34 protein-coding genes are annotated in these 25,122 nt (G+C 59.3%); 22 read left to right on the forward strand and 12 right to left on the reverse strand.

Translation table 11 applies throughout. From position 1 onward, the window contains the following. Positions 1 to 13: 13 nt before the first annotated feature. Both ACRZ91_RS07970 and ACRZ91_RS07975 read left to right on the forward strand, forming a co-directional pair. A complete protein-coding gene (locus ACRZ91_RS07970; RefSeq protein WP_010437640.1) occupies positions 14 to 364 on the forward strand; it encodes a hypothetical protein in 351 nt (116 codons plus the stop codon). 131 nt (positions 365 to 495) lie between these two features. Further along, positions 496 to 1,293, forward strand: coding sequence for a class II glutamine amidotransferase (locus ACRZ91_RS07975; protein WP_480904022.1), 798 nt, complete (start codon positions 496 to 498; stop codon positions 1,291 to 1,293). A 10-nt stretch (positions 1,294 to 1,303) separates the two neighbouring features. On the opposite strand, the gene ACRZ91_RS07980 is transcribed toward ACRZ91_RS07975, so the two are convergent. From ACRZ91_RS07980 to cobD, 3 genes are read right to left on the reverse strand one after another with little or no spacing between them, the layout of a single operon-like run. Next, on the reverse strand, positions 1,304 to 2,467 hold the full coding sequence (locus tag ACRZ91_RS07980) for a lytic murein transglycosylase (RefSeq protein ID WP_480904025.1): 1,164 nt from the start codon (positions 2,465 to 2,467) through the stop codon (positions 1,304 to 1,306). Positions 2,468 to 2,479: 12 nt separating this feature from the next. Continuing rightward, positions 2,480 to 3,400 carry an adenosylcobinamide-phosphate synthase CbiB gene (cbiB, locus tag ACRZ91_RS07985; RefSeq protein WP_480904027.1) on the reverse strand — a complete coding sequence of 307 codons (921 nt, stop codon included), beginning with the start codon at positions 3,398 to 3,400 and terminating at the stop codon, positions 2,480 to 2,482. After that, complete coding sequence (gene cobD, locus ACRZ91_RS07990) at positions 3,397 to 4,362, reverse strand: threonine-phosphate decarboxylase CobD (protein ID WP_480904030.1); 966 nt, start codon at positions 4,360 to 4,362, stop codon at positions 3,397 to 3,399. Before cobD ends, cbiB begins: the two co-directional genes overlap by 4 nt. Positions 4,363 to 4,543: 181 nt before the next feature. On the opposite strand from cobD, the gene ACRZ91_RS07995 reads away from it, so the two are divergent. Next, positions 4,544 to 4,906: a response regulator transcription factor gene (locus ACRZ91_RS07995; protein ID WP_008756687.1), complete on the forward strand. Its 363-nt coding sequence runs from the start codon at positions 4,544 to 4,546 to the stop codon at positions 4,904 to 4,906. On the opposite strand, the gene ACRZ91_RS08000 is transcribed toward ACRZ91_RS07995, so the two are convergent. Next, positions 4,888 to 5,877, reverse strand: a complete 990-nt coding sequence (locus tag ACRZ91_RS08000) for a glutathione S-transferase family protein (RefSeq protein ID WP_480904033.1) — start codon at positions 5,875 to 5,877, stop codon at positions 4,888 to 4,890. The two genes, ACRZ91_RS07995 and ACRZ91_RS08000, sit on opposite strands and share 19 nt — an antisense overlap. A gap of 209 nt (positions 5,878 to 6,086) precedes the next feature. Between ACRZ91_RS08000 and ACRZ91_RS08005 the strand changes: the two genes are divergently transcribed. Continuing rightward, complete coding sequence (locus tag ACRZ91_RS08005; protein ID WP_010437652.1) at positions 6,087 to 6,440, forward strand: hypothetical protein; 354 nt, start codon at positions 6,087 to 6,089, stop codon at positions 6,438 to 6,440. Positions 6,441 to 6,530: 90 nt separating this feature from the next. Here the strand turns inward: ACRZ91_RS08005 and ACRZ91_RS08010 are convergent, their stop codons facing one another. Together ACRZ91_RS08010 and ACRZ91_RS08015 are read right to left on the reverse strand one after the other, a co-directional pair. Then, a complete protein-coding gene (locus ACRZ91_RS08010) occupies positions 6,531 to 7,229 on the reverse strand; it encodes a fumarylacetoacetate hydrolase family protein (protein WP_480904036.1) in 699 nt (232 codons plus the stop codon). A 29-nt stretch (positions 7,230 to 7,258) separates the two neighbouring features. Next, positions 7,259 to 8,431, reverse strand: a complete 1,173-nt coding sequence (locus tag ACRZ91_RS08015) for a MalY/PatB family protein (protein ID WP_480904126.1) — start codon at positions 8,429 to 8,431, stop codon at positions 7,259 to 7,261. A 93-nt stretch (positions 8,432 to 8,524) separates the two neighbouring features. Here ACRZ91_RS08015 and def (ACRZ91_RS08020) point away from each other — a divergent pair, with 93 nt between their 5' ends. The 6 genes from def (ACRZ91_RS08020) (at position 8,525) to speB (ending at position 11,856) form a co-directional block, all read left to right on the forward strand. Further along, complete coding sequence (gene def, locus ACRZ91_RS08020; protein WP_170475808.1) at positions 8,525 to 9,043, forward strand: peptide deformylase; 519 nt, start codon at positions 8,525 to 8,527, stop codon at positions 9,041 to 9,043. After that, positions 9,040 to 9,534 carry a peptide deformylase gene (gene def / locus ACRZ91_RS08025; RefSeq protein ID WP_170475810.1) on the forward strand — a complete coding sequence of 165 codons (495 nt, stop codon included), beginning with the start codon at positions 9,040 to 9,042 and terminating at the stop codon, positions 9,532 to 9,534. Before def (ACRZ91_RS08020) ends, def (ACRZ91_RS08025) begins: the two co-directional genes overlap by 4 nt. Positions 9,535 to 9,576: 42 nt before the next feature. Next, positions 9,577 to 10,491, forward strand: coding sequence for a methionyl-tRNA formyltransferase (fmt, locus tag ACRZ91_RS08030; protein WP_480904039.1), 915 nt, complete (start codon positions 9,577 to 9,579; stop codon positions 10,489 to 10,491). Between the two features lie 6 nt (positions 10,492 to 10,497). After that, the gene (locus tag ACRZ91_RS08035; protein ID WP_010437665.1) at positions 10,498 to 10,734 is read left to right on the forward strand and encodes a hypothetical protein; all 237 of its coding nucleotides are present in this window, start codon (positions 10,498 to 10,500) and stop codon (positions 10,732 to 10,734) included. Position 10,735: 1 nt separating this feature from the next. Next, positions 10,736 to 10,972 (forward strand): GlsB/YeaQ/YmgE family stress response membrane protein, encoded by a 237-nt coding sequence (locus ACRZ91_RS08040; RefSeq protein ID WP_480904042.1) that lies wholly within the window; start codon positions 10,736 to 10,738, stop codon positions 10,970 to 10,972. 62 nt (positions 10,973 to 11,034) lie between these two features. Next, a complete protein-coding gene (gene speB / locus ACRZ91_RS08045; RefSeq protein WP_480904045.1) occupies positions 11,035 to 11,856 on the forward strand; it encodes an agmatinase in 822 nt (273 codons plus the stop codon). Here speB and ACRZ91_RS08050 read toward each other — a convergent pair. From ACRZ91_RS08050 to ACRZ91_RS08075, 6 genes are all read right to left on the reverse strand, one after another. After that, entirely contained in the window at positions 11,853 to 12,452 is a 600-nt protein-coding gene (locus ACRZ91_RS08050) for a Clp protease/crotonase-like domain-containing protein (RefSeq protein ID WP_170475818.1), read from the reverse strand. The two genes, speB and ACRZ91_RS08050, sit on opposite strands and share 4 nt — an antisense overlap. 24 nt (positions 12,453 to 12,476) lie before the next feature. Beyond that, positions 12,477 to 13,100, reverse strand: a complete 624-nt coding sequence (locus tag ACRZ91_RS08055; RefSeq protein ID WP_480904048.1) for a trimeric intracellular cation channel family protein — start codon at positions 13,098 to 13,100, stop codon at positions 12,477 to 12,479. Next, positions 13,097 to 13,564 carry a ribonuclease HI gene (rnhA, locus tag ACRZ91_RS08060; RefSeq protein WP_170475822.1) on the reverse strand — a complete coding sequence of 156 codons (468 nt, stop codon included), beginning with the start codon at positions 13,562 to 13,564 and terminating at the stop codon, positions 13,097 to 13,099. Before rnhA ends, ACRZ91_RS08055 begins: the two co-directional genes overlap by 4 nt. Beyond that, on the reverse strand, positions 13,557 to 14,147 hold the full coding sequence (locus ACRZ91_RS08065; RefSeq protein WP_170475824.1) for a class I SAM-dependent methyltransferase: 591 nt from the start codon (positions 14,145 to 14,147) through the stop codon (positions 13,557 to 13,559). The genes rnhA and ACRZ91_RS08065 overlap by 8 nt, the downstream gene beginning before the upstream one ends. Beyond that, positions 14,144 to 15,094 carry a 4-hydroxy-3-methylbut-2-enyl diphosphate reductase gene (gene ispH / locus ACRZ91_RS08070; protein WP_170475826.1) on the reverse strand — a complete coding sequence of 317 codons (951 nt, stop codon included), beginning with the start codon at positions 15,092 to 15,094 and terminating at the stop codon, positions 14,144 to 14,146. Before ispH ends, ACRZ91_RS08065 begins: the two co-directional genes overlap by 4 nt. Before the next feature lie 200 nt (positions 15,095 to 15,294). Continuing rightward, complete coding sequence (locus ACRZ91_RS08075; protein WP_010437678.1) at positions 15,295 to 15,870, reverse strand: LabA-like NYN domain-containing protein; 576 nt, start codon at positions 15,868 to 15,870, stop codon at positions 15,295 to 15,297. Positions 15,871 to 15,995: 125 nt separating this feature from the next. On the opposite strand from ACRZ91_RS08075, the gene folK reads away from it, so the two are divergent. The 12 genes from folK (at position 15,996) to ACRZ91_RS08135 (ending at position 25,121) form a co-directional block, all read left to right on the forward strand. Then, on the forward strand, positions 15,996 to 16,577 hold the full coding sequence (gene folK, locus ACRZ91_RS08080; RefSeq protein ID WP_480904129.1) for a 2-amino-4-hydroxy-6-hydroxymethyldihydropteridine diphosphokinase: 582 nt from the start codon (positions 15,996 to 15,998) through the stop codon (positions 16,575 to 16,577). A gap of 94 nt (positions 16,578 to 16,671) precedes the next feature. Further along, the gene (rpoZ, locus tag ACRZ91_RS08085; protein ID WP_010437681.1) at positions 16,672 to 17,025 is read left to right on the forward strand and encodes a DNA-directed RNA polymerase subunit omega; all 354 of its coding nucleotides are present in this window, start codon (positions 16,672 to 16,674) and stop codon (positions 17,023 to 17,025) included. Positions 17,026 to 17,051: 26 nt separating this feature from the next. Further along, entirely contained in the window at positions 17,052 to 19,184 is a 2,133-nt protein-coding gene (locus ACRZ91_RS08090) for a RelA/SpoT family protein (RefSeq protein WP_170771022.1), read from the forward strand. A 16-nt stretch (positions 19,185 to 19,200) separates the two neighbouring features. Further along, on the forward strand, positions 19,201 to 19,899 hold the full coding sequence (locus ACRZ91_RS08095; protein WP_010437684.1) for a DUF2062 domain-containing protein: 699 nt from the start codon (positions 19,201 to 19,203) through the stop codon (positions 19,897 to 19,899). Beyond that, positions 19,892 to 20,638, forward strand: a complete 747-nt coding sequence (locus tag ACRZ91_RS08100) for a pyridoxine 5'-phosphate synthase (RefSeq protein ID WP_170543051.1) — start codon at positions 19,892 to 19,894, stop codon at positions 20,636 to 20,638. Before ACRZ91_RS08095 ends, ACRZ91_RS08100 begins: the two co-directional genes overlap by 8 nt. Beyond that, positions 20,635 to 21,258: a LysE family translocator gene (locus ACRZ91_RS08105; RefSeq protein WP_480904054.1), complete on the forward strand. Its 624-nt coding sequence runs from the start codon at positions 20,635 to 20,637 to the stop codon at positions 21,256 to 21,258. Before ACRZ91_RS08100 ends, ACRZ91_RS08105 begins: the two co-directional genes overlap by 4 nt. Before the next feature lie 16 nt (positions 21,259 to 21,274). Further along, a complete protein-coding gene (locus ACRZ91_RS08110) occupies positions 21,275 to 21,601 on the forward strand; it encodes a Dabb family protein (protein WP_480717373.1) in 327 nt (108 codons plus the stop codon). Positions 21,602 to 21,617: 16 nt separating this feature from the next. Continuing rightward, positions 21,618 to 22,595 (forward strand): NADPH:quinone reductase, encoded by a 978-nt coding sequence (locus ACRZ91_RS08115; RefSeq protein WP_480904057.1) that lies wholly within the window; start codon positions 21,618 to 21,620, stop codon positions 22,593 to 22,595. A 1-nt stretch (position 22,596) separates the two neighbouring features. Beyond that, a complete protein-coding gene (gene acpS / locus ACRZ91_RS08120) occupies positions 22,597 to 23,016 on the forward strand; it encodes a holo-ACP synthase (RefSeq protein ID WP_170771011.1) in 420 nt (139 codons plus the stop codon). A 59-nt stretch (positions 23,017 to 23,075) separates the two neighbouring features. Beyond that, entirely contained in the window at positions 23,076 to 23,915 is an 840-nt protein-coding gene (lepB, locus tag ACRZ91_RS08125; RefSeq protein WP_170543061.1) for a signal peptidase I, read from the forward strand. After that, a complete protein-coding gene (gene rnc / locus ACRZ91_RS08130; protein ID WP_480904061.1) occupies positions 23,912 to 24,589 on the forward strand; it encodes a ribonuclease III in 678 nt (225 codons plus the stop codon). The genes lepB and rnc overlap by 4 nt, the downstream gene beginning before the upstream one ends. 19 nt (positions 24,590 to 24,608) lie before the next feature. Further along, positions 24,609 to 25,121, forward strand: coding sequence for a GNAT family N-acetyltransferase (locus tag ACRZ91_RS08135; protein ID WP_480904064.1), 513 nt, complete (start codon positions 24,609 to 24,611; stop codon positions 25,119 to 25,121). The last annotated feature ends 1 nt before the right edge of the window (position 25,122 follow it).

A 25,122-nucleotide genomic window follows, 5' to 3' on the forward strand; every position in this document is an offset into this window, starting at 1 on the left:
TTAGGCTGGCATCATGATCCGATACTTCATTCTCGCATTGCTGGCGGCAAATCCCCTCTGGGCTGCCGACTGGCCCACCAAGCCCGGCGACATCCCATTGTCACCTCAGGAACTTGAGGCGCTGGCAGGTCGCACATTAACTTTCTACGACGACGGCCAGTCCAAATTTTCGGCCGGAGGGGCCTATTCCTACACCTACGCCAGCGGAGATTCCGCCTTTGGCACGTATTCCATCGCCCAGGATGGCAGCGTCTGCATCGCCTATCGCAACGGATTCAGCCGTTGCGATCTGTATGTTCGCAGTGGGGAACGGTTGATCCTGATCGACGAGAAAGGTGACCGCTATCCGATCAAGAGCGAGTAAATGATCTATTTTTTCCAGCCAAAGCGACATATCGATAGAATTTATGATCGCATAGGGTGAAGAACGGGATAATTTTTAGCTGTTGAAGTTGTAGAATGCTCCAGATCAATAGATTTTATGGGGTTCACAAAATGTGCCGTTTTTTAGCTTGGGTTGGGGAACAGCGATATCTGGATGAGTTGATTCAAGAGCAGGAGCAATCGCTGGTCATTCAAAGCCGCAACGCATTGATAGGGAAGACACCGATCAATGCCGACGGGTTTGGCTTGGCCTGGTATTCTGATCGCGAAACGCCCTGTTTCTACAAGGATATTCATCCCGCATGGTCCGATGCAAATCTCAAACAACTGGCACATCACACACGATCACGACTGTTTCTGGCCCATGTGCGAGCGTCGACTGGCACCGCGACTTCGCGTAACAATTGCCACCCGTTCGGTGTTGGCAAATGGAGCTTCATGCATAATGGCCAGGCTGGTGGGCATGACCAAATCCGGCAAGAGCTCGACTCAATGATCCCGGCACATTTGTACGGGCACCGAATGGGTGCCACGGAAAGCGAGGCGATCTTTCTGATTGCTCATGGTGAAGGTCTGGATTCAAACCCGATCGGCGCAATGGCACGGGCCGTGGGGCGGGTGGAAGCGCTGTCCCGACAATGCGGGTCGTTGCCCTATATGCGGTTTGCGGCGTGCTGGTCAGATGGCAAGCGTGTATTTGCGGCGCGCTATGCGTCTGATCGTTATGCACCCAGTCTGCACTACCGGACCTCCGAAGACGGGATAGTGATATCGTCCGAACCGCTTGATGCAGACAGTGACGGCTGGGTTGAAGTACAACCCAATACCGCCATCGTCACAGAAGGCTCTGTGGTATCGATCCATGCGTTTGATCCGTCAGTGAAACGTGAACCGGCAAAGGTCGCCTAGGCGCTGATCCTCATAGCTGGTTCAACAGCTGTGTCGTTGGCCAGGCATCGGCCGGTAGACCTAGTCGTACCTGTTCGGCCTGCACCGCTGCGCGTGTTCCGGCCCCAAGGATGCCGTCGATCTTGCCCACGTCGTGCCCCCGTGCCTGCAGTTTTGTCTGCAACTGCTTCATCTGCGCGCCCGTCAGCGCCGGTGCGGGGTTGCCTGCGTCGTAGATCTGCGCGCCTTCCAGTCTTGTGCCGAAGTAGGCGGCGGTCAGGACGTAAACGAAGCTCTGGTTCCATTCGAAATAGACATCGAAATTCGGATAAGCGAGGAACACAGGACCTTTGTGTCCCTGTGGCAGGATCAGCGAGGCAGGCAGATTTGCCAACGACCCGCTGCGCGCCTGCACGCCCATCGCCTGCCATTCGGACACCGAGCGGGGCTTGCCAAGGCCAGAGAGAGACCAGTCCATTTGCGCGGGCACGGTGACCTGCTGCAGCCATGGCTGACCCGGTTGCCAACCCAGGTGTGACAGCATCTTGGCCCCGGACATCAGTGCATCCGGCGCCGAGGTTTTTAGCGAAACCTTGCCATCTCCGTCCCCATCCACGCCGTTTTCCAAAATGTCGCGCGGCAGCATCTGCACCATGCCAATCTCGCCCGCCCATGCGCCGGTGGTGCGGGTCGGGTCGAAATTGCCTTGTTGATACAGCTCGATGGCAGCGAAGATTTGCGGCCGGAACAGCTCGGGGCGGCGGCAGTCATGGGCAAGCGTCACCAGCGCGTTTCGGGTGTTGAAATCACCCTGAAACGCGCCGTAGTCGGTCTCAAAAGCCCAGAACGCTAGCAGCACACCTCGCGAAATGCCGTATTCACGCTCAATCCGGTCAAATACGGCATCGTACTTCTCTGACATGGCCTTGCCCCGGTCGATCCGGTTTTGCGAGATCAGGCGGCGCGAGAAGTCGATGAAGGGTTTTTGGAATACGCCCTGCGCGCGGTCGGCTTTCAGAACGGCTCCGTCCTGCCGCACGCCGTTGAAGAAGCTGTCAACGGTGGACTTGTCGAAACCCTGCTGAATGGCTTCGGCTTTCAGCCCTTTGACGAAGGTATTGAACCCACCGCCGCATTGGGCGAGTGCAGGCGAGGCGAAGAGGGCGGCGGCAATAAGGCCGGAAAGGAAACGCATAAGGCTGATCCGTCAGAATATGAAGTTGAAACCAACCCACACCGACACGAGCCCAAGCGCAAGCCCCCAAACCTGCCAGAGCATGCTGGATGCGCGAAAAACCTCTGCCGCGTCGATATCTTGCCGGGCATTCCCGTTCACCCAGGCGAGATCCCGCATCTGCCCGTCATAGCTGCGCGGCCCGGCCAGCGCGATATCCAGCGCGCGCGCCATCGCGGCCTCGGGCCAGCCTGCGTTGGGTGAGATATGGCGGCTTGCATCCTCTACCATTTCTCCCCAGCACGACCATTGGCCGGACAGCGCCACGATCAATACAAACGTCAGGCGTGCCGGGACAAGGTTCAGCAGATCGTCCAGCCGCGCCGCTGCCCAACCGAAGGCGCGGTACTTGTCGTTGCGATAGCCGATCATACTGTCGGCGGTGTTGACGACCTTGTAGACCAGCAGCCCCGGCAGACCCCCGACTAGAAACCAGAAGGCTGGGGCAATCACCCCGTCGCTCAGGTTTTCGGCTGCGCTTTCGATGGCCGAGCGCGCCACCTGCGCCTCGGTCATGTCCCGCGTATCGCGCGAGACGATCATGGCGACCTGAGCGCGCCCTTCGGCAAGCGAGGTCAACAGGCCTTCGCCAACTGCGCGAACATGGGTGATCAGGGATTTCTGTGCCAGAAGGATGGCGCAGACCACGATCTCGACGATCGGACCAAGCAGTGCCAGCAACCGGCCAAGGATGAGTGCCGCCACAACCAGGATGAGTACCGTCGCAAACCCTTTGAGGCGGCGATACGCACCAAGGTTCAGCCGGTTGTCTAGCCAGCCAATCGCGTTGCCCATCAACACGGCAGGGTGGCGAATCCGCGACCACAGCCAATCCGGCTCACCCAGTGCGGCGTCCAGACACAAGGCGCAGACCAATAGAAACGCGGTGCTCACAGCGCTGCTTCCAAACGGGCCCAGCCGTCTGCTGGCGGTAATCCAAGGCGCAAGTAGGTTCTGGAATAGGGGAATATACGGCTCCAGATATGCGCCCGTGCCAGCCGGTCCTGCCATGCGGTGGCATCGTCTACTTCATAGAGGCGGAACAGGCTGGTCCCACCGATCAACCGCGCACCTTGGGCCGTTACAAGCTGATCCAGCCGGGTTGCGTCATTTGCCAGACGCTTGCGGGTTTCATCGGCCCATTTTACATCGCGCAGCGCTTGCGTACCGATCCGCAGCGCCGGGCCGGAAACCGCCCAGGGTCCGGTCAGGTCATTCAATCGTGCAATCAGATCGGGATGGCCGATCGCAAAACCCAGCCGCAACCCGGCCAGCCCCCAAAACTTGCCGAAACTCTTCAACACCACGATGCCGGGCCGTTCAGCCAGATGGATCAGCGAAGCGTCGGGGGTGACGTCACAGAAGCTTTCGTCAATCACAGTCAGCAGGGCGTCGACATCCGTCTCTTGCCAGATGCGCCCATCGGGATTGTTGGGGTGCACGATGACGCGCGCCTCGGTGGGGCCGGTCTCGTGCACCGTCCAGCCCTGCGCGGTGAACGCGGCGGCATGTTCGTTATAGGTTGGCATCGTGATCTGCACGCGGCCCGCTTTGGCCAACGCGGGCAAGCGGGCAATCACCGCTGAAGCGCCGGGAGAGGGCAGAATCTCGGCCCCATCCGGCACGTTCCAAAACTCCCGCGCCGCGTCCGACAGGCGTTCGAACGCGCCATGATCGGGCAGTTCCATCCAGTCCGACTGCTGCAGGCCCGAGACCAGATAAGCGTGCGGGTTGATCCCCGTTGACAGGTCGATCCAGTCCGTGCGAACGCCCCCGAACCGGGCCATCGCGCCATCCAGACCCCCGCCATGATCGCGCGCGGCCCGAGGGTTCAATCTGTCATTCTGTCCAACCATCAGCCCCAGCCGGAATCGCCTATTTCGTATGCTTCAAGCGGATTTTTGCCGCTCATACAAGCGAATCCGCCAGTTCATGGCCCTGTGCGGGCGCTGTTAACACTTTGTTAAGGAAATCGCGTGATCACGGACAACAGGGGTCGGCACCACTCACCCTTATCACGTGCCGAGGTTGTTGCAAATGAAAGTACTGATTGTTGAGAGTAACCCCGATCTAGGTCGGGTCTGGCAACGGCATCTGCAAAGGCAGGAGGCCGAGGTCACTTTGGTTGAGACGCAAGAGGCTGCAATATTGGCGCTCTATGGCACAGCCTTCGATATCATCGTGTTGGATCTGGTTTTGGAAACCGGCAGCGCCTTGGCAGTTGCCGATTTTGCAAGCTATCGCAGGCCCGAGGCGCGGGTGATCTTTGTCACCAACACCACATTCTTCTCGGACGGGTCCATCTTTGCCCATAGTGCGAATGCCTGCGCCTATGTGCAAAGCTCCACCCCGCCCGAGGATCTGGCAGCAATGGTCGAGCACTACGCCGCCGGGCGCTGATCCCGTCCATGGGGTTCTAAATAATCCAGCTCTGGGTTCACCGGAATGATCCGATGCGGATTGATGCTATCGTGGCTGTAGTGATAGTGGCGCACAATGTGGTTCATGTTCACCGTCTCGGCCACGCCGGGCCACTGATACAGCTCGCGGGTAAAGGCCCAGAGGTTCGGGTAATCCACCAGCCGCCGTTTGTTGCATTTGAAATGCAGGTGATAAACCGGGTCGAACCGGATCAGCGTGGTGAACAAGCGCCAATCGGCCTCGGTCACGCGGTCACCCATCAGATAGCGGTTGCGTGACAGACGATCCTCAAGCCAATCCAGCGTGTCGAACAGAGGGTCAATGGCCGCGTCATACGCCTCTTGCGAGGTGGCGAAGCCGCATTTGTACACCCCATTATTTACATCGGAATAGATGCGCGCGTTGACCTCTTCGATCTCGTCCCGCATCGCCTCGGGCCAGTAGTCGTCGGTGTTGCCGGTGATCTCGTTGAAAGCCGAATTGAACATTCGGATTATTTCCGAGCTTTCGTTCGAGACGATGGTCTTTTCCACTTTGTCCCACAGGATCGGCACCGTCACGCGGCCTGAATAGTTGGGGTCGGCACGGGTATAGATCTGATGGGCAAAGTCATGTCCGAACAGTTTGTCTCCTGTCGCTCCATGGTCGTCTGTTTCAAAGGTCCAACCTTTATCCAGCATATCCGGATGTACCACCGAGACTGAGATGTGTTCTCGCAACCCCTTCAACTCGCGAAAGATCAGCGTGCGATGCGCCCAGGGGCAGGCGTGAGAGACATACAGATGATATCGCCCGCTCTCCGCCTCGAAACCGCCACGCCCCGAGGGACCAGGTGCCCCATCGGCGGTGATCCAGTTGCGAAACTGTGCGGCCGAACGTTTGAACGCCCCGCCAGTGGATTTGGTGTCATACCAGGTGTCATGCCAAACGCCGTCGACAAGCAGGCCCATCGTCATTCCTCCGCATTGCGTTTGAGACAAAGATAGGCTGTTGCGGCTCAGGTTCCTATTTCACCGCGCGCGCAACTGACCTGCATCCGCGCACAGTGTCATCGGGACACCTGCGCAACAGATCGTAAATCTCGGGTCCAAGTGAGACAGTTCACTGGATTTTTACACAAGCTGGTCCACAATAAAGAAAGTTCTGGGGGAAGTTTATTATGAGTACCTATGTTTCTAAGGAAATTCGCGCTGAATTGGATGCCGCCCGAATCGCTACATTGAAGAAATCCAGCCGTTTGCGGGTGGAGTTTGGCGACAATAGCTTCAAGATTCTCACATTGTGGAAGGATGGTTTCACCGTCGAGGCCGAAACCACACCACGCCTGCGTGGGCTCGTCGATATCTATGACGGTGCCAATCACATGTATCAGTGCCTGATCATCGCAGATGAAGAAGCGGTGGGTGAGATGCGCTATGAGTTCAAGCGCAGCACTGTGGCAGCCGACAAGGCCCCGCTGGATTTCTACCGCGCGCCGGATGCTCCGATCGCGTTGCTTGAAAACCGCGACTGACACGCTCAACAATTGACCTGTGGCACCGAAGCGCCGTCGGCGCTCGGGCGGCAATGGTGCCACAAGATTCTCAGGTATCGGGCCGGACGATTAGTCGTGGGCCGTCAGGGTCAGGTGCACGGGGGACAGACCATCGATGCCGCCTTCGATTCGGTCTCCGGCGGCCACGGGCCCGACCCCAGCGGGTGTGCCGGTCAGGATCAGATCGCCGGGGCGCAAATGATAGAAACCGGATAGATGGCAGATCAGCTCATCAATCTTCCAAACCAGCTCGGATAAGGTGGCGTCCTGTTTCACCTGCCCATTGACGCTGAGATAGATGCGCTTGTCATCCGATGGGCTCCAATGATCGGCGCGGGTCAGCGCGGCGAAGACCGCGCCGCTTTCCACATCCTTGCCCAGATCCCAGGGGCGCTGTTTGTTGCGCTCTCGGATCTGCAGGTCGCGGCGCGTCATGTCCAAAGCGCACCCGTAGCCAAAGATCGCCGCATGGGCCTGTGCAGCCGTGGCCTGGAAGACCGGTTTGCCGATTGCAACGGCCAGTTCCATTTCGTGATGATAATTCTCGGTTCCCGCAGGATAAGGCTCATGTGCACCTGTCAAAACCGCGTTGGGCGCGGATTTGGTGAAATAGAATGGCGCCTGACGATCCACCTCATGCCCCATTTCAGCGGCGTGGGCGGCATAATTGCGGCCCACGCAGAAAATCCGCCCGATCGGATAGGTCGTCTGCTCCCCTTCTACCGGGATGCTCGGGATGTCCGGAAGCGCAAAGAGTTGGTTGGGCATGATTTGCCTCCGATTGTTTTCAGACAGGGTTATTGCAAATCGCCAAAGGCGCGTTTGAGACGGGCGCAAGCCTCTTCCACCCGCGCGCGTTGGGTGGCCAGATTGAACCGTTCAAAGGTTTCCCCGCCCGACCCGAAACCGGGACCTGAAGATGTCGCGATCCGAGCGTCCTCGCGCAGACGGCGGACAAATTCATCATGGCTCATCCCGGTGCCCGAGAAATCGACCCAGGCCAGGTATGTCGCCTGCAGCGGCATCGACCACAGGCCCGGAATCTCGGCGATGGTGGCATCGAACAGTTTTCTGTTGGCATCCAGATGGGCGACCTGTTCATCGACCCATTTCGCCCCTTCCGGAGAATAAGCGGCGGTGATCATCACCACCCCCAGCGCACTTGGATCATAGTCCAGAGTGGTGATCCGGTGTCGCATCTCTGCCCGCAGCTTGGCGTCGGGAATGATCATGTTACCGGTGCGCTGGCCCGCGATATTGAATGTCTTCGACGCCGCGGTCAGAGTCACGGTCCAGGGACGCGCATCCGGCGCGGCCACATCCATCGGCACGAAGGTATTGCCCGGATAAACCAGATCGTGGTGAATCTCATCCGATACCAGGATCAGTCCATTACGTTCGGCAAACGCCGCCACAGCACGCAGTTCCTCCGGTGTCCAGACCCGGCCCGAAGGGTTCTGCGGCGAGCACCACAACAGCAGCTTTTCCGAACCGTCCAGCCGCGACTGCGCATCGTCCAGATCAAGCGCATAGCTGTCGCCGTCACGTACTAGAGGGCATTCAACCACGCGACGGCCGGATTTATTCACCTTATGGGCAAACTCATGATAAACGGGCGTGAATATAACGACGCCATCACCCGGCTCGCTCCAGACATCCAGACACAGGGCAATCGCATTGCCCAGACCCTGTGAGGTCAGCACCCAATCGGTATCGATCTCCCAATTGTGGCGGGTCTTCATCCACCACTGAATCGCGTTCAGATACTCCGGGTGCATCCACGAATAACCAAACGCGCCATGATCGGCGGCCTTGCGTACTGCTTCGATCACGCAAGGGGCGGTGGCATAGTCGGAATCAGCCGTCCACATGGCCAGCCCATCCTCGGGCGAGACACCATAGAGCTGCTCCATCTTGTCCCATTTTGAAGAGTTGGTGCCCCGGCGGTCGATCAGGTCGTTGAAAGTCATGTCATCTCCATCTGTCGAGGCGAAGCTAACCTCAAATCCGCCATGTGCAAGGGGGCCGTTGCGGTGGCGGGCGCGATGGCCTAAATCAGCCTCATGAAACGCAATATCCTGATCCATCCCGATCCCCGCCTGAAAAAGGTCTGCGCGCCGGTGGCCGACATCACCGACGAACTGCGCAAACTGGCTGATGACATGCTGGAGACGATGTATGACGCGCCCGGTATTGGCCTTGCGGCACCGCAGATCGGCGTGTTGGACCGGTTGATCGTGGTGGATTGCGTCAAGGAAGAAGGCGAAGCCCCGCGCCCGCTGGTGATGTTCAACCCCGAGGTCATTGCGTCTTCGGACGAAACGAACGTCTACGAAGAAGGCTGCCTGTCGATCCCCGAGCAATATGCCGAAGTGACCCGTCCTAAGACTGTGGATGTCACCTGGCTGGATCGCGATGGCAATCTGCAGCAGGAAACCTTTGATAATCTCTGGGCGACCTGTGTTCAGCACGAGATCGACCATCTGAACGGCAAGCTGTTCATCGATTATCTCAAGCCGCTCAAACGCCAGATGATCACGCGCAAAATGCAGAAGCTCAAGCGCGAAAAGGCCCGCACATGACGGTGCGGACCTGCCTACCGTGGCCCGACAAGCGCCTGCGCACCAAGGCTGAAGAAGTCTCTGAAATCACCGATGACATCCGCGCCATCTGGGTCGACATGATCGACACGATGGAGGCGATGCCGGGTGTCGGTCTCGCCGCGCCTCAGATCGGGGTGATGCTGCGTCTGGCAGTCGTGGATGGTTCGACCCAGCGGGGCAAAGCCGTGCGGCTGGCCAATCCCGAGATCCTGCACAGCTCGGTCGAACTGCGCGAGCATGACGAGGCCAGCCCGAACCTGCCCGGCGTGTCCGCCAAGGTGAAACGCCCCCGCGCGGTAACGGTGAAATTCCTCAACGAACAGGGCCAGATCGACCGCCGCGATTTCGTCGGCATTGAGGCCACCAGCGTGCAGCACCAGATCGACCACCTGAACGGGCGGATGTATTTCGACCGGCTCAGCAAGGTTAAACGCGACATGCTGCTGCGCAAGGCGCGAAAATCAACGTAGGCCGGGCTTCAGCCCGGCACCCCAACACCTCCGGAGCCGACGATGCGCATAATCTTCATGGGAACCCCCGATTTCTCGGTCCCCGTCCTAAACGCACTCGTCAAGGCAAGACACGAAATCGCCGCCGTCTATTGCCAACCGCCACGCCCCGCTGGTCGCGGTAAGAAAGACCGCCCGACTCCGGTCCATGCAAGGGCCGAGGCGCTGGGACTGGAGGTGCGCCATCCGACCTCGCTGAAAACGCCCGAAGAACAGGATAGATTTGCAGCGTTGAACGCTGATGTGGCGGTAGTCGTGGCTTATGGCCTGATCCTGCCACAGCCGATCCTTGATGCACCCACCCACGGCTGCTTGAACATCCACGCCAGCCTGCTGCCGCGCTGGCGCGGGGCCGCCCCGATCCATCGCGCGATCATGGCGGGTGACGCGCAGACCGGTATCTGCATCATGCAGATGGAGGCCGGGCTGGACACAGGGCCCGTTCTGCTGCGCGAAGCCACCGATATCGGGATCGAGGAAACCACGGCCCAGCTGCATGATCGTCTGTCGGACATGGGTGCGGCGCTGATCGATGAGGCACTGAACAAGCTGCCAAGCCTTACACCTGACCCGCAGCCCGAAGAGGGCGTGACCTACGCCGCCAAGATCGACAAAGCCGAGGCGCGGATCGATTGGTCGGCCCCCGCATCCGAAGTCGACAGAAAAATCCGCGGTCTCTCCCCGTTCCCGGGCGCTTGGACCGAGGTCGGGGGCGACCGGATCAAACTCCTCGCCTCCCGGCTGGCCGAAGGGCAGGGCGTACCGGGTGAGGTGCTGGATGACCACCTGCGCGTGGCCTGTGGTGAAGGCGTGGTTGAGCTGCTGCGCTTGCAAAGGGCAGGCAAGGGCGCGCAGGATAGGGAAACCTTTCTGCGGGGCTGGCCCATCCCGGTCGGCACCCGCCTGTCATCGGAGTAAGCCTAAATGTTCATGATCATGATGGGCACGGTCGTGATTGCCGGGATTGTTGGCTATCTGTCTGAACAGACCGGCTTTACACATAACGGCTATCTGCAATCGATCATCATCTGCGTGGGTGGTGCGTTCCTGTTCTATTTCGTTCGCATCATGTTCGGCATCAGCTTTGGCCCGCCGGGGCTGGACGCGGTGTTGTCATCGATCGGTGCGTTGATCATCGTGCCCACCCATTGGAGGAAATGACATGCCGATCATCGCCCTGATCATCGTCGGAGCCGCCGCAGGTTTCCTCGCCACCCGCCTGATGCGGATCGAGGCGGATATTCCAACCACCATGCTGATCGGCATCGTCGGCGCTTTGGTGGGCGGCTTGGTCCTACGCACGCTCATCACCGTGATGGGATGGCTCTCTGGGTTTATCGGGGCCGTTCTGGGGGCGCTTTTAGTGATCTGGATCTGGCAGATATATATCCGCCGCTGACCGCTTGACCCACACCCATATCTTCGACCAGTGTCCGGCAACACTTTGTCGAAAGGTTCCTCATGTCCCATGATCCGACCACCGGTGACGTCGCCCTAATGGGGGTGCCGCTGGACCTGCATTCCTCGTTCCTGCAAGGCCCCGCCTTTGCGCCGGGTCGCATCCGCGAGGCGTTGCATTCCGGTGCGGCGAATCTAACGGCTGAGGATGGCACCGATCTGGGCGCAACCGACCGCTTCAAAGACACCGGCGATCTGGATGTGTTCGAGATGATGGGGCAGAAGCCTATCGACAGGATCGAAGCAGGCGCGGCTACCCGGATCGAAAGCGGCGCGCGGTTGTTGTCACTGGGCGGCGATCATTCGGTTGCGTACCCGCTGATCAAGGCGCATGCGGATCGGTATGAGGGGTTGAATATCCTGCATATCGACAGCCACCCTGACCTCTATGACAGTCAGCAGATTGGTCCGCTGGGCCATGGCTGCCCGTTTGCCCGGGTGATGGAGACCGGCAAGATCAACCGTTTGGTGCAGGTTGGCATCCGCACAATGAACGCGCATCAGCAGCAACAGGCCGATAAGTTCGGGGTCGAGGTGATCGACATGCGCAACTGGCACCCCGAGCTTGAGATCAGCTTTGACGGACCGGTTTACCTGTCACTGGACCTAGATGCGCTGGACCCGGCCTTTGCTCCGGGCGTTTCGCATCACGAACCCGGCGGTCTTAGCACGCGTGAGGTGATCGACCTGATCCATCGGTTCAAGGGTCAACTGGTCGGCGCGGATATTGTCGAGTTAAACCCGCATCGCGACCCCTATGGAATGACCGCCATGGTGGCGGCGAAATTCGTCAAAGAGATCGGCGCACGGCTGCTGACGCGCTAGCGCTCATCGCAGATTGCGGCGGTCCCAAGTCTTGGGGCCGCGCTCGTTGTCATGTCGTACCGGTTCGCCTCGGATGCGGTCATCCAGTGCATTTCATCCTCGGATGCGGCATCCAGCGTGAACCAGTAGAAGTCCGGGTCGACGCCGATATCTGCGAAATAATCAAGATACCGGTCATGTTCAGGATGACCTTCGGGCAGTTCCGCGGCCACGTAACCTCCACCACCCCAACTGTGAACCCCCACACAGGCGCCGGGTTCCAGCACCCGCCGGTTACCGGCCAGAAACAGGTCAGTTCCGCCAGAGGCGACCAAACCGTTTGATGGAACGACCGTATTGAACCCTTCCTCGCGCACCACGCGGCTGAAGACCACATTTGAGTCATCATCGACCGAGCCTTCGATATTTTGCAGCACCAGTGTCTTGATCCCGGGGTTTTCGTCCATCACCTCTTCAAATGCGCTGAGCGTTGTGTGGTCGATCGTGCCAGACGCCACGATCTGATCCCCTTCGGTCCTGAATGTGACCGGGGTGTAGTGATCTGCACAAGCCGCCAGCAGCAGCGTTGCCGCAAGAAATGAAAGTCGGGGGGTCATAGCGTTCTCGTGTCTGTTTGTATCCTATTGCCGAGGCGGTCGGGCCTTGTAAACCGGCAACTGCCAACCGAACAGCAGCGATCCGGCCCGCAGCGACCAGCAGACCAAGGCGCATAGCCCCAATGCCGGCAGGCCGGTTAACCCAAGCTGAGCCGCCAATACCGCTGTCAGGGCACCGGCAAAGGCGCAGGAAACATAAAGCTGACCCTGTTTCAGCACCAGCGGCACCTCATTGCAGACCACATCGCGCATCAGCCCGCCGAGGCAACCGGTGGTCACACCCATCAGCACCACAATGACGCCGGCCTGTCCCAGCGACAGGGCCGCGCCCGTGCCTGCAGCCACCGCGATGGACAGGGCAAAGCTGTCCAGCCAAATCAGCCAATTATACCGGCTTTCAACCAGATGTGCGGTAAAGAACACCAGCACTGCGGCGCCGCAGACAATCAGGATATAGTCGGGTTGCCCGACCCAAAACACGGGATGTCGATCCAGCAGCAGGTCGCGCACCGTGCCGCCGCCCACCGCTGTCAGGCAGGCGATGAAGGCAAACCCCACCAGATCCAGCTGCGCCCGGCTGGCGACCAAGGCCCCGGTCAGCGCAAAGACCAGAACCGAGGCATAATCCAGCAGGGCAAGCCCGCTCACGCCTGCGCCTTTTTGGGTTTAAACGGTGCCATGCCCGCACGCGCCAGTTCATCCGCGCGCTCATTCTCGGGGTGGCCTGCGTGGCCCTTGACCCATTCCCAAGTCACCTGATGCCGCTCTTGCGCCTCATCCAACCGCTGCCACAGATCAACATTCTTGACCGGCTTCTTGTTCGAGGTCTTCCAGCCGTTTCGCTTCCAACCGAAAATCCAGCCGGTGACGCCATTTTTTACATAGGCGCTGTCGGTGACGATGGTGATCACAGATGCTCGCTCTAGCGTTTCCAGCGCGCTGATCGCAGCCAACAGTTCCATCCGGTTGTTGGTGGTCTCGGCCTCTCCGCCGTTCAATTCGCGCTCTTTCAGAACGGTATCACCATCCATCGCGCGTAGCAGCACGCCCCAACCACCGGGGCCGGGATTGCCGGAACAGGCGCCATCGGTATAGGCAAACAAATCAGGCATGGGCAAACACCAGAATGAACCCGTCATAAGACCCGGCGAGACCTTTGCCGATCCCCTGCACGGTGCGGTCGATGGTGAACCCGGCCGTGGTCAGAGCCTCTTCTATCTCGGGCTGAGTATAATAGGTATAATAGCGGTTAATATCGTCGCGATGCTCACCCGTTCCAAGCTTCATGCCCAGAAACAACTGACCGCCGGATTTCAGTGCCTTGTGGATCGCGCTTAGATGACGCGGGAAATCGGATCGGGGCGCGTGCAGTAGCGAAAAGCTGGCATAAACGCCGTCATATTCCTTGGCTTCGGTGACGTCATCGAAAGTGCCCAGATAGGCATCGACGCCATTGTCGCGTGCGTGTTCGACAAAGGTCGGCGTGGCATCCAGCGCCCGCACCTTTAGCCCTTGGCGCATCAAAAACGCGCTGTCCGATCCGGGCCCCGAGCCCAGATCCAATACATATCCGCCCGCCTCGACCGCATCCGCAAAGGCCTGCCGGGCCTCAAGCTGTTCGGGGGGCAGGGGGATTTTCAGATAATCGGCGACCCGCGCAGTGTAGGCGTCAATCGTGCGTTTGTCCTGAGTCATGCAGGCACCCGCAGAACACGCGGCACTTTGAACTCTACGTTTTCTGTCGCGGTTTCGACCAGCTCGACCGTCACGTCATAATGGTCGCGGAAGGCTTCGATAACCTCGTTCACTAATACTTCGGGGGCCGAGGCCCCTGCAGTAACCGCAACGCTCGCGATACCCTCCAGCGCCCGCCAATCGATCTCAGTCGCGCGTTGGACAAGCTGTGCATAATTGCAGCCCGCACGTGAGGCGACCTCGACCAGACGGCGCGAGTTTGACGAATTCGGCGCTCCGACCACCAGCAGCGCATCGGATTTCGGCGCAACCGCTTTTACCGCTTCTTGCCGGTTGGTGGTTGCATAGCAGATATCTTCTTTATGCGGCCCAACGATGGCGGGGAACCGGGCTTCTAACGCTGCAATGATATCCTTTGTGTCATCCACCGACAGAGTGGTTTGGGTGACAAAAGCCAGTTTATCGGGATCCCGCACAGCAACCTGCGACACGTCCTCAACCGTTTCAACCAGCAGCACCTCGCCTTCAGGCAGTTGTCCCATGGTGCCGATGGTTTCGGGGTGGCCTTTGTGACCGATCATGATCATCTGCAGCCCGGCATCGGCGTGGCGCTGCGCCTCGACATGCACCTTAGACACTAGCGGACAGGTGGCGTCGACATAGATCATCTCGCGCTGGGCGGCAGTGGCAGGTACGGATTTTGGTACACCGTGGGCGGAAAAGATCACCGGGCGGTCGTTTGGACATTCGTCCAGTTCTTCGACGAACACCGCGCCCTTGGCGCGCAGCCCATCTACAACGAATTTGTTATGCACGATCTCGTGACGCACATAGACCGGCGCGCCCCATTTCTGCAGAGCCATTTCAACGATCTTGATTGCCCGATCCACTCCGGCGCAAAACCCGCGTGGGGCGGCAAGATACAATATCAGTGGTGGCTTGGTCATGGGCGGTCTCCTTGCCTGAGACACCTAGGTCTTTTCATTGCCATGGTCCAGACAGCAGCACGTCATTTACCTGACATGAATCGCTGTTAGCAAAGGGGTGTTTTTAGCACCTATCCCTTTAAAAGTAGCGCGGCCAGGGCTTTTAGCCCTGGCCGTACATGTCATCGCCCCACATGGTGAGTGGGTAATCGGGCTTGGTGTTACTGACCGCCCGCAGCGGCGACGCTGCGCGGTTCGAGCGGCATCTCGCGCGGAGGTCTTCCGATCACGTCGCGCAGGTCCTCCAGCTCGATAAAGTTGTCGGCCTGACGGCGCAGCTCGTCCGAAATCATCGGTGGCTGGCTGCGAATGGTCGAGACAACCGAAACGCGCACGCCCTGACGCTGCAGGCTGGCAATCAGCGGGCGGAAATCCCCATCGCCCGAGAACAGCACGATATGATCTACACGTGGTGCCAATTCCATGGCATCAACGGTCAACTCGATGTCCATGTTTCCTTTGACTTTCCGACGCCCCATGCTGTCGGTGTATTCTTTGGCCGGTTTGGTGACCATGGTGAAGCCGTTGTAATGCAGCCAGTCCACCAAAGGTCTAATCGGCGAATACTCGTCATTTTCCAGTAGCGCTGTGTAGTAGAAAGCTCTAAGCAGTTTGCCTCTGCGCATGAATTCTTGGCGCAGCAACTTGTAGTCGATGTCAAACCCCAGTGCTTTGGCGGCTGCATAAAGATTCGAGCCGTCGATGAACAGCGCTAGCCGTTCGTCCTTGTAAAACATAAAATGGTCCTTCCGGTGTAAGCCACCGCACCGTGAGCTCCGTGAGTGAAAATGAATTGGTCAGTGCAATGGTGCCTCTAAAATAGGCCTTTTTGCCTACATCGCAAGCATTCTCTGTTCCGAATATGGGGTTAGAAGTGGACAAATCTTTGTCAAAAGCGGTCATTGCCCTTGGTGCAAATCTCAGTCTGAGAGGTAATGGGCCCAAGGTGACACTTGAGCAATCATTGGTCGCAATGGCCGAGGCTGGCTTGGTGATTCGCGCAAAAAGTCGGTTTTTTGCCACGCCCTGCTTTCCTGCGGGGGCCGGGCCAGACTACGTTAATGCGGCGGTTTCGATTGAAACGGATCAGAGCCCGCACGAGGTTCTGGCGCTGCTGCACCGTATCGAACATGATTTCGAGCGCGCCCGCGAACAGCGTTGGGGGATGCGCACGCTGGACCTTGATCTGGTCTGTTGGGACGATTTGGTGCTACCGGATGATGTGGAATATCACCGCTGGCTGACCCTTCCGCATGAACAACAGGCCATATCCGCTCCGGAACACTTGATCCTGCCGCATCCACGTCTGCAGGACCGCGCATTTGTGTTGGTGCCGATGGCAGATGTTGCCCCCGATTGGCGCCATCCAGTACTGGACAAGACAGTCACGCAGATGGTTGCCGCACTGCCACGCGAGGACGTGGCAGAGGTTAAGCCTCTGTGATCCTCGCATTTGCGGCATTTCCTGCTTGTCAAGGCGGGGATTCGCGCTTAGATAAACCCCTTCCTGCCACGGATTCATTTACGGAGAGCGCCCCATGGCCCGCGTTACGGTCGAAGATTGTGTAGACAAGGTCCCGAACCGGTTCGAACTGGTGATGCTTGCAGCCCACCGGGCGCGCGAGATTTCCGCCGGTGGCCCGATCACTGTTGATCGCGACAACGACAAGAACCCCGTTGTCTCGCTGCGCGAAATCGCCGATGAAACTCAAAGCGCTGATGAACTGCGCGAGCGTCTGATCGAGGCCAACCAGACCCAGATCGAGGTTGATGAGCCCGAAGAAGATCAGATGGCTCTGCTGATGGGTGCGGAATCCGACAAGCCTGCGGATGACGACATGTCGGAAGAAAAGCTCCTGCGTGCTCTGATGGAGGCTCAGGGCCAGGGGTAATTCCCAGCGACAAAGGTGCGGACCGGATGATTTCAGCAGAAGACCTGATTGCGCTGGTCCGCAATTACAACCCCAAGACAAATGCCGAGCGCATCGAACGGGCCTATGAATTTGGACTACAGATGCATGAAGGGCAGTTCCGCCACTCGGGCGAACCCTATTTCTCTCATCCCGTTGCCGTTGCCGCCATCCTGACCGAACAGCGTCTGGATGATGCGACCATCATAACGGCCCTGCTGCACGACACGATCGAAGACACCAAGGCCAGCTATGGCAAGGTTTCCGAACTGTTCGGCGATGAGGTCGCCAAGCTGGTCGATGGCGTCACCAAGCTGACCAACCTGCAGCTTTCCAGCCGCGAGACCAAGCAGGCCGAAAACTTCCGCAAACTGTTCATGGCCATGTCCAAGGACCTTAGGGTCATTCTGGTCAAGCTCGCCGACCGTCTGCACAATATGCGTACCATCAAGGCGATGCGCCCCGAAAAGCAGGTGCAAAAAGCGCGCGAGACGATGGATATCTACGCACCGCTTGCGGGTCGCATGGGGATGCAATGGATGCGCGAGGAACTTGAGGACCTCGCCTTCCGTGTCCTAAACCCCGAAGGCCGCCAGTCAATCATCCGCCGCTTCATCACCTTGCAGCGTGAAACTGGCGACGTGATCCACCGCATCACCGGCGACATGCGGCACGAACTGGAAAAAGCCGGGATCGAGGCCGAAGTCTTTGGCCGAGCCAAGAAACCCTATTCTATCTGGCGCAAGATGCAGGAGAAAGACCAAGGCTTCTCGCGCCTGTCCGACATCTATGGGTTCCGTATCATTACCGGGTCTGAGGAAGACTGCTATCGCACCCTCGGCGCGATCCACCAGCGTTGGCGCGCGGTGCCGGGACGGTTCAAGGACTATATCAGCCAGCCGAAATCGAACGGTTACCGCTCGATCCACACGACTGTGTCCGGGCGCGACGGTAAACGGGTCGAGGTTCAGATCCGCACCCGCCAGATGCACGACGTCGCCGAAACCGGCGTGGCAGCGCACTGGTCCTATCGCGATGGTGTCCGGTCCGAAAACCCCTTTGCCGTGGACCCGGCCAAATGGATCGCAAACCTGACGGAACAGTTCGACAGCGAAGATGATCACGAAGACTTCCTCGAAGCGGTCAAGCTCGAAATGTATTCGGACCAGGTGTTCTGTTTCACCCCTAAGGGCGACGTGGTGAAACTGCCGCGCGGGGCAACACCGATCGATTTTGCTTATGCAATCCACACCCGTATCGGCCATGCCTGTGTTGGGGCCAAGGTGGATGGAATTCGTGTGCCGCTCTGGACCCGGCTCAAGAACGGACAATCGGTGGATATCATCACCGCCGATGGCCAGAGCCCACAGGTCACATGGCTTGAGATCGCAGTCACCGGCAAAGCCCGCACCTCGATCCGCCGCGCCTTGCGTGAGGTTGATCGAGAACGCTTCATCAAGCTGGGTAAAGAACTGGCTCGCGCAGGGTTTGAAAACGTCGGCCGCAAGGCCACCGACAAGGCATTGGATACCGCTGCAAAACACCTGCGATTGAAAGACCGACACGAATTGTTGGCCCGTCTGGGCAGCGCAGAACTGACCGCCCATGAGGTGGTCGAGGCTGTATATCCCGAGCTCACCAAGGACGATGGCGACGCGATTTCGCCCCGCCGCGCTGTGATCGGGCTTGAACCCGGCCAGAAATTCGACCGTGCGCCTTGTTGCCAGCCATTGCCGGGTGAACGCATCGTTGGCATCACATATCGCGGCAGGGGCGTTGAGGTGCACGCCATCGACTGCGACCGTCTGACCGAGTTCGAAAATGAACCCGAGCGCTGGGTCGATCTGCACTGGCATGCGGGCACGCACCCGGCTGTCTATGGAGCGACGCTTGATCTGACTATCGGTAACGATGCCGGGGTACTGGGGCGTATTTGCACATTGATCGGAGAGAAAAAGGCCAATATTTCGAACCTCGAATTCGTCGACCGCAAACCTGATTTTTACCGCCTGATGATCAACGTCGAACTGCGCGATCTTGAACAACTGCACTCGCTGATGCTGATGCTTGAGGCGGAAAGCGATGTTGCCGCGGTCGAACGGTATCGGGAAAGCAAGAAAACTGCCGTCGCGGCTGGCTGAGAAGGGGTGATCACGAGTGGTTTTCAAGCGCCGAGATCGCCGCTCGCCTGTCCAAGTCGCGTCAGAGTTTGTTTATCCGCGCGGCGGATGGACCCGTGCCTTTCACTATGTCAAACATCGGGTGCGCCGCCTGCCTGACACCCCTGAACGCATCGCGCGTGGCATCGGGGCAGGGGTTTTTGCCTCGTTTACACCATTTTATGGCTTGCATTTTCTCGTCGCCGCCGTGCTGGCTCGATTGCTCAATGGCAACATATTGGCTGCCCTCAGCGGAACATTCTTCGGCAATCCTCTGACCTATGTGCCGATCGGGGTGGTGAGCTTGCAAACCGGGCATTTCCTGTTGGGTACCCGATATCGTGAGCACGACACGCACGGGTTGATGGGGAAGTTCGCCGATGCAATGGGTGATCTCAAAGACAATTGCATTGCGATGTTCACCGGTCGCGAAGCTGACTGGCATGGGCTCAGCCGCTTCTATGACGATGTGTTCTTTCCTTACATGGTTGGCGGTGTCATTCCGGGCATTGTGGCCGGTGTTGTCTGCGGCTATCTCAGCCTGCCGCTGATCCGCACATACCAGCAGCGCCGCCGCTCCCGGATCAAAGCAAAGTTTGAACAAATCAAACGTTTGGCACAGGCAGAGGCTGACGTTTCAGTGACAAACCCACTAGGCTCGTCTTCAGGGACAATGAAGGATTCGAAAGATGTCTGACAACCGTTTGCGTCTGGGCGTGAATATCGACCACGTAGCCACCGTGCGGAATGCGCGCGGCGGGGCCTATCCCGACCCACTACGCGCCGCCCGGATCGCGGAAGAGGCCGGGGCCGATGGCATCACAGCACATCTGCGAGAAGATCGCCGCCACATCTCGGATGCCGATATCGACGGGTTGATGGACATCTTGTCGGTACCGCTGAACTTCGAGATGGCCGCGACGGACGAGATGCAGAAAATCGCCCTGCGCCATAAGCCACACGCTGTCTGCATCGTTCCAGAAAAGCGCGAGGAACGCACAACCGAAGGCGGGCTCGAAGTTGCGCGCGAAGAAAACAAGCTGGCCCATTTCATTGCGCCGCTGCGCGATGCCGGTTGCCGCGTGTCGATTTTCATCGCCGCAGATCAGCGCCAGATCGACGCCGCCCATCGCATCGGGGCCGAGGTGATCGAGCTGCACACCGGCGCCTATTGCGATTTCCATGCCGAGGGCAAACCGGACGAATCCGCGCGCGAGCTCGAAGCCCTGCGCGAAATGTCCGCCTATGCCCATTCACTAGGCCTTGAGGTTCACGCAGGCCACGGCCTGACCTATGAAACCGTGCAACCCGTCGCCGCCTTCCCCGAAGTGCGCGAGCTGAATATAGGCCACTTCCTGATCGGCGAGTCCATCTTCCGCGGCCTTACACCAGCGGTCCACGAAATGCGCCGCCTGATGGACGAGGCGCGGGCATGATCACCCCTGGTCTTGTGGCGATCTGGATTGCCTGGCTGATGGCTGGGGGCTCTCCGGGCCCTGCCACGATGGGCATCGCGGGTACTGCGATGAATGAGGGCCGCACCGCCGGTCTGACCTTTGCGCTGGGTATCTGTGCGGGTTCTGCTGCGTGGGGGATTGCCGCAGCTTTGGGGTTGTCTGCGATCATGCTGGCCAATGTCTGGGTGTTTGAGGTGATCCGCTATATCGGCGTCGCTTATCTGGGCTGGCTGGCGTTCAAGGCCCTGCGCCGCGCGTTGTCCTCGGATGAGGTTGCTTTGGGCAACCCGGTCACCGGCACTCTGTCCACCATCTTCGCCAAAGGGGCGGCGATCCACTTGACCAATCCAAAGGCGATCCTGAGCTGGGGCTCGATCTACGCCATCGTCGCGCCCAACGATGCGAGCCTTGCTATGCTGCTGGGCTATTTCGCCATGCTCTATGCAGGGTCGCTGCTGATCTTCATCGGCTACGCTTTCCTGTTCTCCTCTGCACGCATGGTCAACGCCTATCGCCGCGCCCGCCGTTGGTTTGATTTCGCCTTCGCGGGCTTCTTTGGCGTCGCCAGCTACAAGATCCTCACGGTGCGCTTGTCATGACCTCTGGGGTGCAAGGATGATCCGACATTGCGTGATGCTGCGCCTCAGGCCCGATCATGACGCGGTAGAGCTTGCCGCAGTGATGGATGGGCTGAGCGCGGTCGCAGACCGCTTGCCGGGCTGCGGTGGCTTCATCCACGGCCCAAATCGCGACTTTGAGGCAAAATCCCCGGGCTATCCCTACGGCTTCACGCTGGATTTCGCGGCTGAGGTCGACCTGCGGCGTTATGCCAGTGACGAAACTCACCAGCAACTTGGCGCACGGCTTGTCGCGCTGTGCGTGGACGGGGCCGAGGGCGTCTTGGTGTTCGATCTGGAAATGCCTGACACGGTTGACCAATAGGAGACGAGGGACTGTCATGAAAGCAATCACCTATCGCAGATTCGGTGCGGCGGCGGATGTCCTTGAGTTGGTCGAGCTGCCCACGCCTGAGCCGGGCGCAGGCGACGTTCTGGTCCGAGTCCACGCCAGCGGCATCAACCCCTCAGATGTCAAGCTGCGCAGCGGCGCGCGTCCGGGCGCGGTGATGCAATACCCGCTGGTCGTCCCCCACTCGGACGGAGCCGGCGTGATTGAGGCCGTAGGCGAAGGGGTCGATCCCGCGCGCGTCGGCGAACGTGTCTGGATCTGGAACGGCCAATGGCAACGCGCCTTGGGCACCGGGGCCGAATACATCGCGCTGCCTGCCGATCAGGCTGTGTTTCTGCCCGACACCACCAGCTTTGCCGAAGGCGCGTGTTTTGGCATCCCTGCCATGACTGCGTGGTACGCGCTCTATTGCGACGGTTCCATCACCGACAAAACCGTGCTTGTCACCGGCGGAGCTGGCACGGTCGGGCGCTACGCCTGCCAGATGGCAGCGCTGGGCGGCGCGCGCGTTATCACCACCGTCAGTTCAGATGAAAAAGCGGCCCACTCCGGCGCGGCAGAGTGGGTCAACTACCGCACGCAGGATGTGGTTGAGGCGGTGATGGACATGACCAGCGGTGCAGGCGTAGACCGCATCGTCGAGGTCGATTTCGCCGCCAACCAGCCCGCTTCCCTTTCGATGATCCGCCCCGGCGGCACCATCGCCAGTTATGCCTCTGCCTCGCAAATGAAGCCGGAACTGGATTTCTACGGCTTCATGTTCAAGAACATCCGTCTGCATATGCTGATCGTATACCAACTCGACCCCGCCGCCCGCCGTCGCGGCGAAGCGCATTTAGGCCAGTGGTTGGAGCAAGGCGCACTGTCCCACGCCGTAGTCCCCAGTGGAGGTCTCAGCGAGGCCGCAAAAGCACACGCTATGGTCGAGGCCGGTCAAAAGCTCGGTACTGTGGTGCTGGAGGTTTGACATGATCCTCGGAATCGGAACCGACCTCGCCAATATCGACCGCATTCAGGGCACGCTGGACCGGTTCGGCGACCGGTTCCGCAACCGCGTTTTCACTGAGACCGAGCAGCGCAAGGCCGAACGCCGCGCTGACACCGCTGGAACCTATGCCAAGCGCTGGGCCGCGAAAGAGGCGTGCTCGAAAGCCTTGGGCACCGGTCTACGCATGGGCATCGCGTGGAAGGACATGGCGGTGACCAACCTGCGCACAGGCCAACCCGTCATGCATGTCACCGGCTGGGCCGCCGAGCGCCTGAAAGAACTAACCCCCGAAGGGCACGAGGCCATCATCCACGTCACCCTGACCGATGATCACCCCTGGGCGCAGGCCTTTGTGGTGATCGAGGCTCGCCCGCTTCAAGAAGCGCCCGCACAGCCTTGACTTGCCCCCACCTGACACGCATGTAGCACCCCAACCACGCATAGACTGGAGAGAGCAGTATGGCCGAGGAAGCCAAATCCGGAAACGCCGTTTGGGAGACGATCAAAACCATCGTCTACGCCCTGCTGATCGCGGGCGTTTTCCGCACGCTTTTCTTTCAGCCGTTCTGGATTCCCTCCGGTTCGATGAAGCAGACCTTGCTGATCGGAGACTTCCTCTTCGTCAACAAGATGGCTTACGGATACTCCTACGCTTCCTGCCCCAGCCTGATCATCCCCAGCGTCGGTCTAAACATCGATGCCGAAGATATCTGTGGCTGGATGCAAGGCGATGAAAACACTCGCATTCTGGGCGGTGAGCCTGAGCGGGGTGATGTCATCGTCTTCCGCCATCCCATCACTGGCCGTGACTATATCAAACGCCTGATCGGCTTGCCGGGCGACCGCATCCAAATTCGTCAGGGCCAGATCATTCTGAATGACACACCGGTGCCTCAGCAACCTGACGGCGTGTTCACCGAGATCGCCGAACCGCAGGGCCCGCAAGGTCTGCGCCCGCGCTGTGAAAACGGCCCCGTGGGTATCGGTGGTTTGTGCGAAAAGTCTCGCCTGATCGAAACCCTGCCGAACGGCGTCTCCTATGATGTGCTGAATATCGGTAGTCAGGGTTCGGACAACACTGGCATCTACATTGTGCCTGAAGGCCACTATTTCTTCATGGGCGACAACCGCGACAACTCGGCTGACAGCCGCCTGCCACAATCCGCAGGCGGCGTGGGTTTTGTACCTTTCGAAAACCTGATCGGACGCGCCGACCGGATCATGTTCTCGTCCGCAGGTCGCTCGATGCTGTTCTTCTGGACATGGCGCGGTGATCGCTTCTTCAAGGCGGTCAATTGAAGCTATCGGCCGAGATAAAGGCGTTCCAGAAACGCTTGGGGTATGAGTTTTCCAACCCCGAACTGTTGGTGCGCGCGTTGACCCACGGCTCAGTGTCTTCTGCCACGCGCCCCGACAACCAAAGGCTGGAATTTCTGGGCGACCGGGTGCTGGGTCTCGTCATGGCCACAGCACTGCTTGAGGCGGACAGAAAAGCCTCCGAAGGCCAGTTGGCCCCCCGGTTCAATGCACTCGTGCGCAAAGAGTCCTGTGCTGATGTGGCCCGCCAGATCGATCTGGGGGCAGTCCTGAAATTGGGCCGGTCCGAGATGCTCTCCGGGGGCCGTCGCAAACAGGCCCTTCTGGGCGACGCGATGGAGGCGGTCATAGCTGCCATCTATCGCGACGCAGGGTTCGAGGCCGCCCGAGACGTGATCCTCGCCCTCTGGGGCGACCGCATCCACAAGGTCGAGGCTGACGCGCGCGACGCCAAAACCTCGTTGCAGGAATGGGCGCAGGCCCGCGGTCAGAAGCCGCCAGCTTACGTCGAAGTCAAACGCACTGGCCCCGACCACGCCCCGATCTTCACCATCGCCGCGCGACTGCAGGACGGGACCGAGGCACAAGCTACCGCTGGCTCCAAACGGCAGGCAGAACAGGCAGCGGCAAAGGCTCTGTTGGAACATTTGTCTTGATCCTCTGCGCGGCCAGATCATGAAGATCAGACCCGCCCAGAAAGCCGATGCCGCCAGCCTCGCGGCCCTGTCGATTGAGGTCTGGGTCGGAACCTACCTAAAGCGCGGCGTGAATTCCTTCTTTGCCGAATTCGCACTGTCCGAGTTCACGACCGCCCGGTTCGAAGCCTTGTTGCAGGACGGCCAAGACCTTTTGATGGTCTCTGAAAACGAAGAGGGGATCGACGGATACATTCGGTTGGCGGAAAATCGCATTGCACCTGTGGACGGGCTTTCCGATTTTGAGATCGTGACGTTTTATGTGCAGCCCCGCCATCATGGTAAAGGCATCGGCTCATCGCTGCTGGACATCGCGATCGACTACACCCGTGAAAAAGGGCGCCAGTCAATTTGGCTGACGACCAATTCTGAGAACACGACCGCAATCGATTTCTATCTAGCCAAAGGGTTTGAGCAAGTCGGTGTCACAGATTTCCGGATCGGGGGCCAAGCCTACCCGAACCATGTACTGGTATTGAACACTTCGCCGTAAG

The sequence above is a fragment of the Ruegeria sp. O11 genome, from assembly GCF_056535285.1.

Coding starts and splice junctions, on each gene's coding strand:
- ACRZ91_RS07995 (WP_008756687.1), top strand. CDS start 4,544: ATGAAAGTACTGATTGTTGAGAGTAACCCCGATCTAGGTCGGGTCTGG.
- rpoZ (WP_010437681.1), top strand. CDS start 16,672: ATGGCCCGCGTTACGGTCGAAGATTGTGTAGACAAGGTCCCGAACCGG.
- ACRZ91_RS08050 (WP_170475818.1), bottom strand. CDS start 12,452: ATGACCCCCCGACTTTCATTTCTTGCGGCAACGCTGCTGCTGGCGGCT.
- acpS (WP_170771011.1), top strand. CDS start 22,597: ATGATCCTCGGAATCGGAACCGACCTCGCCAATATCGACCGCATTCAG.
- ACRZ91_RS08090 (WP_170771022.1), top strand. CDS start 17,052: ATGATTTCAGCAGAAGACCTGATTGCGCTGGTCCGCAATTACAACCCC.
- ACRZ91_RS08010 (WP_480904036.1), bottom strand. CDS start 7,229: ATGCCCAACCAACTCTTTGCGCTTCCGGACATCCCGAGCATCCCGGTA.
- ACRZ91_RS08110 (WP_480717373.1), top strand. CDS start 21,275: ATGATCCGACATTGCGTGATGCTGCGCCTCAGGCCCGATCATGACGCG.
- ACRZ91_RS08065 (WP_170475824.1), bottom strand. CDS start 14,147: ATGACTCAGGACAAACGCACGATTGACGCCTACACTGCGCGGGTCGCC.
- ACRZ91_RS08075 (WP_010437678.1), bottom strand. CDS start 15,870: ATGTTTTACAAGGACGAACGGCTAGCGCTGTTCATCGACGGCTCGAAT.
- ACRZ91_RS07970 (WP_010437640.1), top strand. CDS start 14: ATGATCCGATACTTCATTCTCGCATTGCTGGCGGCAAATCCCCTCTGG.
- ACRZ91_RS08105 (WP_480904054.1), top strand. CDS start 20,635: ATGATCACCCCTGGTCTTGTGGCGATCTGGATTGCCTGGCTGATGGCT.
- ACRZ91_RS08000 (WP_480904033.1), bottom strand. CDS start 5,877: ATGGGCCTGCTTGTCGACGGCGTTTGGCATGACACCTGGTATGACACC.
- ACRZ91_RS08035 (WP_010437665.1), top strand. CDS start 10,498: ATGTTCATGATCATGATGGGCACGGTCGTGATTGCCGGGATTGTTGGC.
- ACRZ91_RS07975 (WP_480904022.1), top strand. CDS start 496: ATGTGCCGTTTTTTAGCTTGGGTTGGGGAACAGCGATATCTGGATGAG.
- def (WP_170475810.1), top strand. CDS start 9,040: ATGACGGTGCGGACCTGCCTACCGTGGCCCGACAAGCGCCTGCGCACC.
- ACRZ91_RS08115 (WP_480904057.1), top strand. CDS start 21,618: ATGAAAGCAATCACCTATCGCAGATTCGGTGCGGCGGCGGATGTCCTT.
- lepB (WP_170543061.1), top strand. CDS start 23,076: ATGGCCGAGGAAGCCAAATCCGGAAACGCCGTTTGGGAGACGATCAAA.
- speB (WP_480904045.1), top strand. CDS start 11,035: ATGTCCCATGATCCGACCACCGGTGACGTCGCCCTAATGGGGGTGCCG.
- fmt (WP_480904039.1), top strand. CDS start 9,577: ATGCGCATAATCTTCATGGGAACCCCCGATTTCTCGGTCCCCGTCCTA.
- ACRZ91_RS07980 (WP_480904025.1), bottom strand. CDS start 2,467: ATGCGTTTCCTTTCCGGCCTTATTGCCGCCGCCCTCTTCGCCTCGCCT.
- ACRZ91_RS08100 (WP_170543051.1), top strand. CDS start 19,892: ATGTCTGACAACCGTTTGCGTCTGGGCGTGAATATCGACCACGTAGCC.
- ACRZ91_RS08005 (WP_010437652.1), top strand. CDS start 6,087: ATGAGTACCTATGTTTCTAAGGAAATTCGCGCTGAATTGGATGCCGCC.
- ACRZ91_RS08135 (WP_480904064.1), top strand. CDS start 24,609: ATGAAGATCAGACCCGCCCAGAAAGCCGATGCCGCCAGCCTCGCGGCC.
- ACRZ91_RS08015 (WP_480904126.1), bottom strand. CDS start 8,431: ATGACTTTCAACGACCTGATCGACCGCCGGGGCACCAACTCTTCAAAA.
- cobD (WP_480904030.1), bottom strand. CDS start 4,362: ATGGTTGGACAGAATGACAGATTGAACCCTCGGGCCGCGCGCGATCAT.
- def (WP_170475808.1), top strand. CDS start 8,525: ATGAAACGCAATATCCTGATCCATCCCGATCCCCGCCTGAAAAAGGTC.
- rnhA (WP_170475822.1), bottom strand. CDS start 13,564: ATGCCTGATTTGTTTGCCTATACCGATGGCGCCTGTTCCGGCAATCCC.
- folK (WP_480904129.1), top strand. CDS start 15,996: ATGGGGTTAGAAGTGGACAAATCTTTGTCAAAAGCGGTCATTGCCCTT.
- ACRZ91_RS08040 (WP_480904042.1), top strand. CDS start 10,736: ATGCCGATCATCGCCCTGATCATCGTCGGAGCCGCCGCAGGTTTCCTC.
- ispH (WP_170475826.1), bottom strand. CDS start 15,094: ATGACCAAGCCACCACTGATATTGTATCTTGCCGCCCCACGCGGGTTT.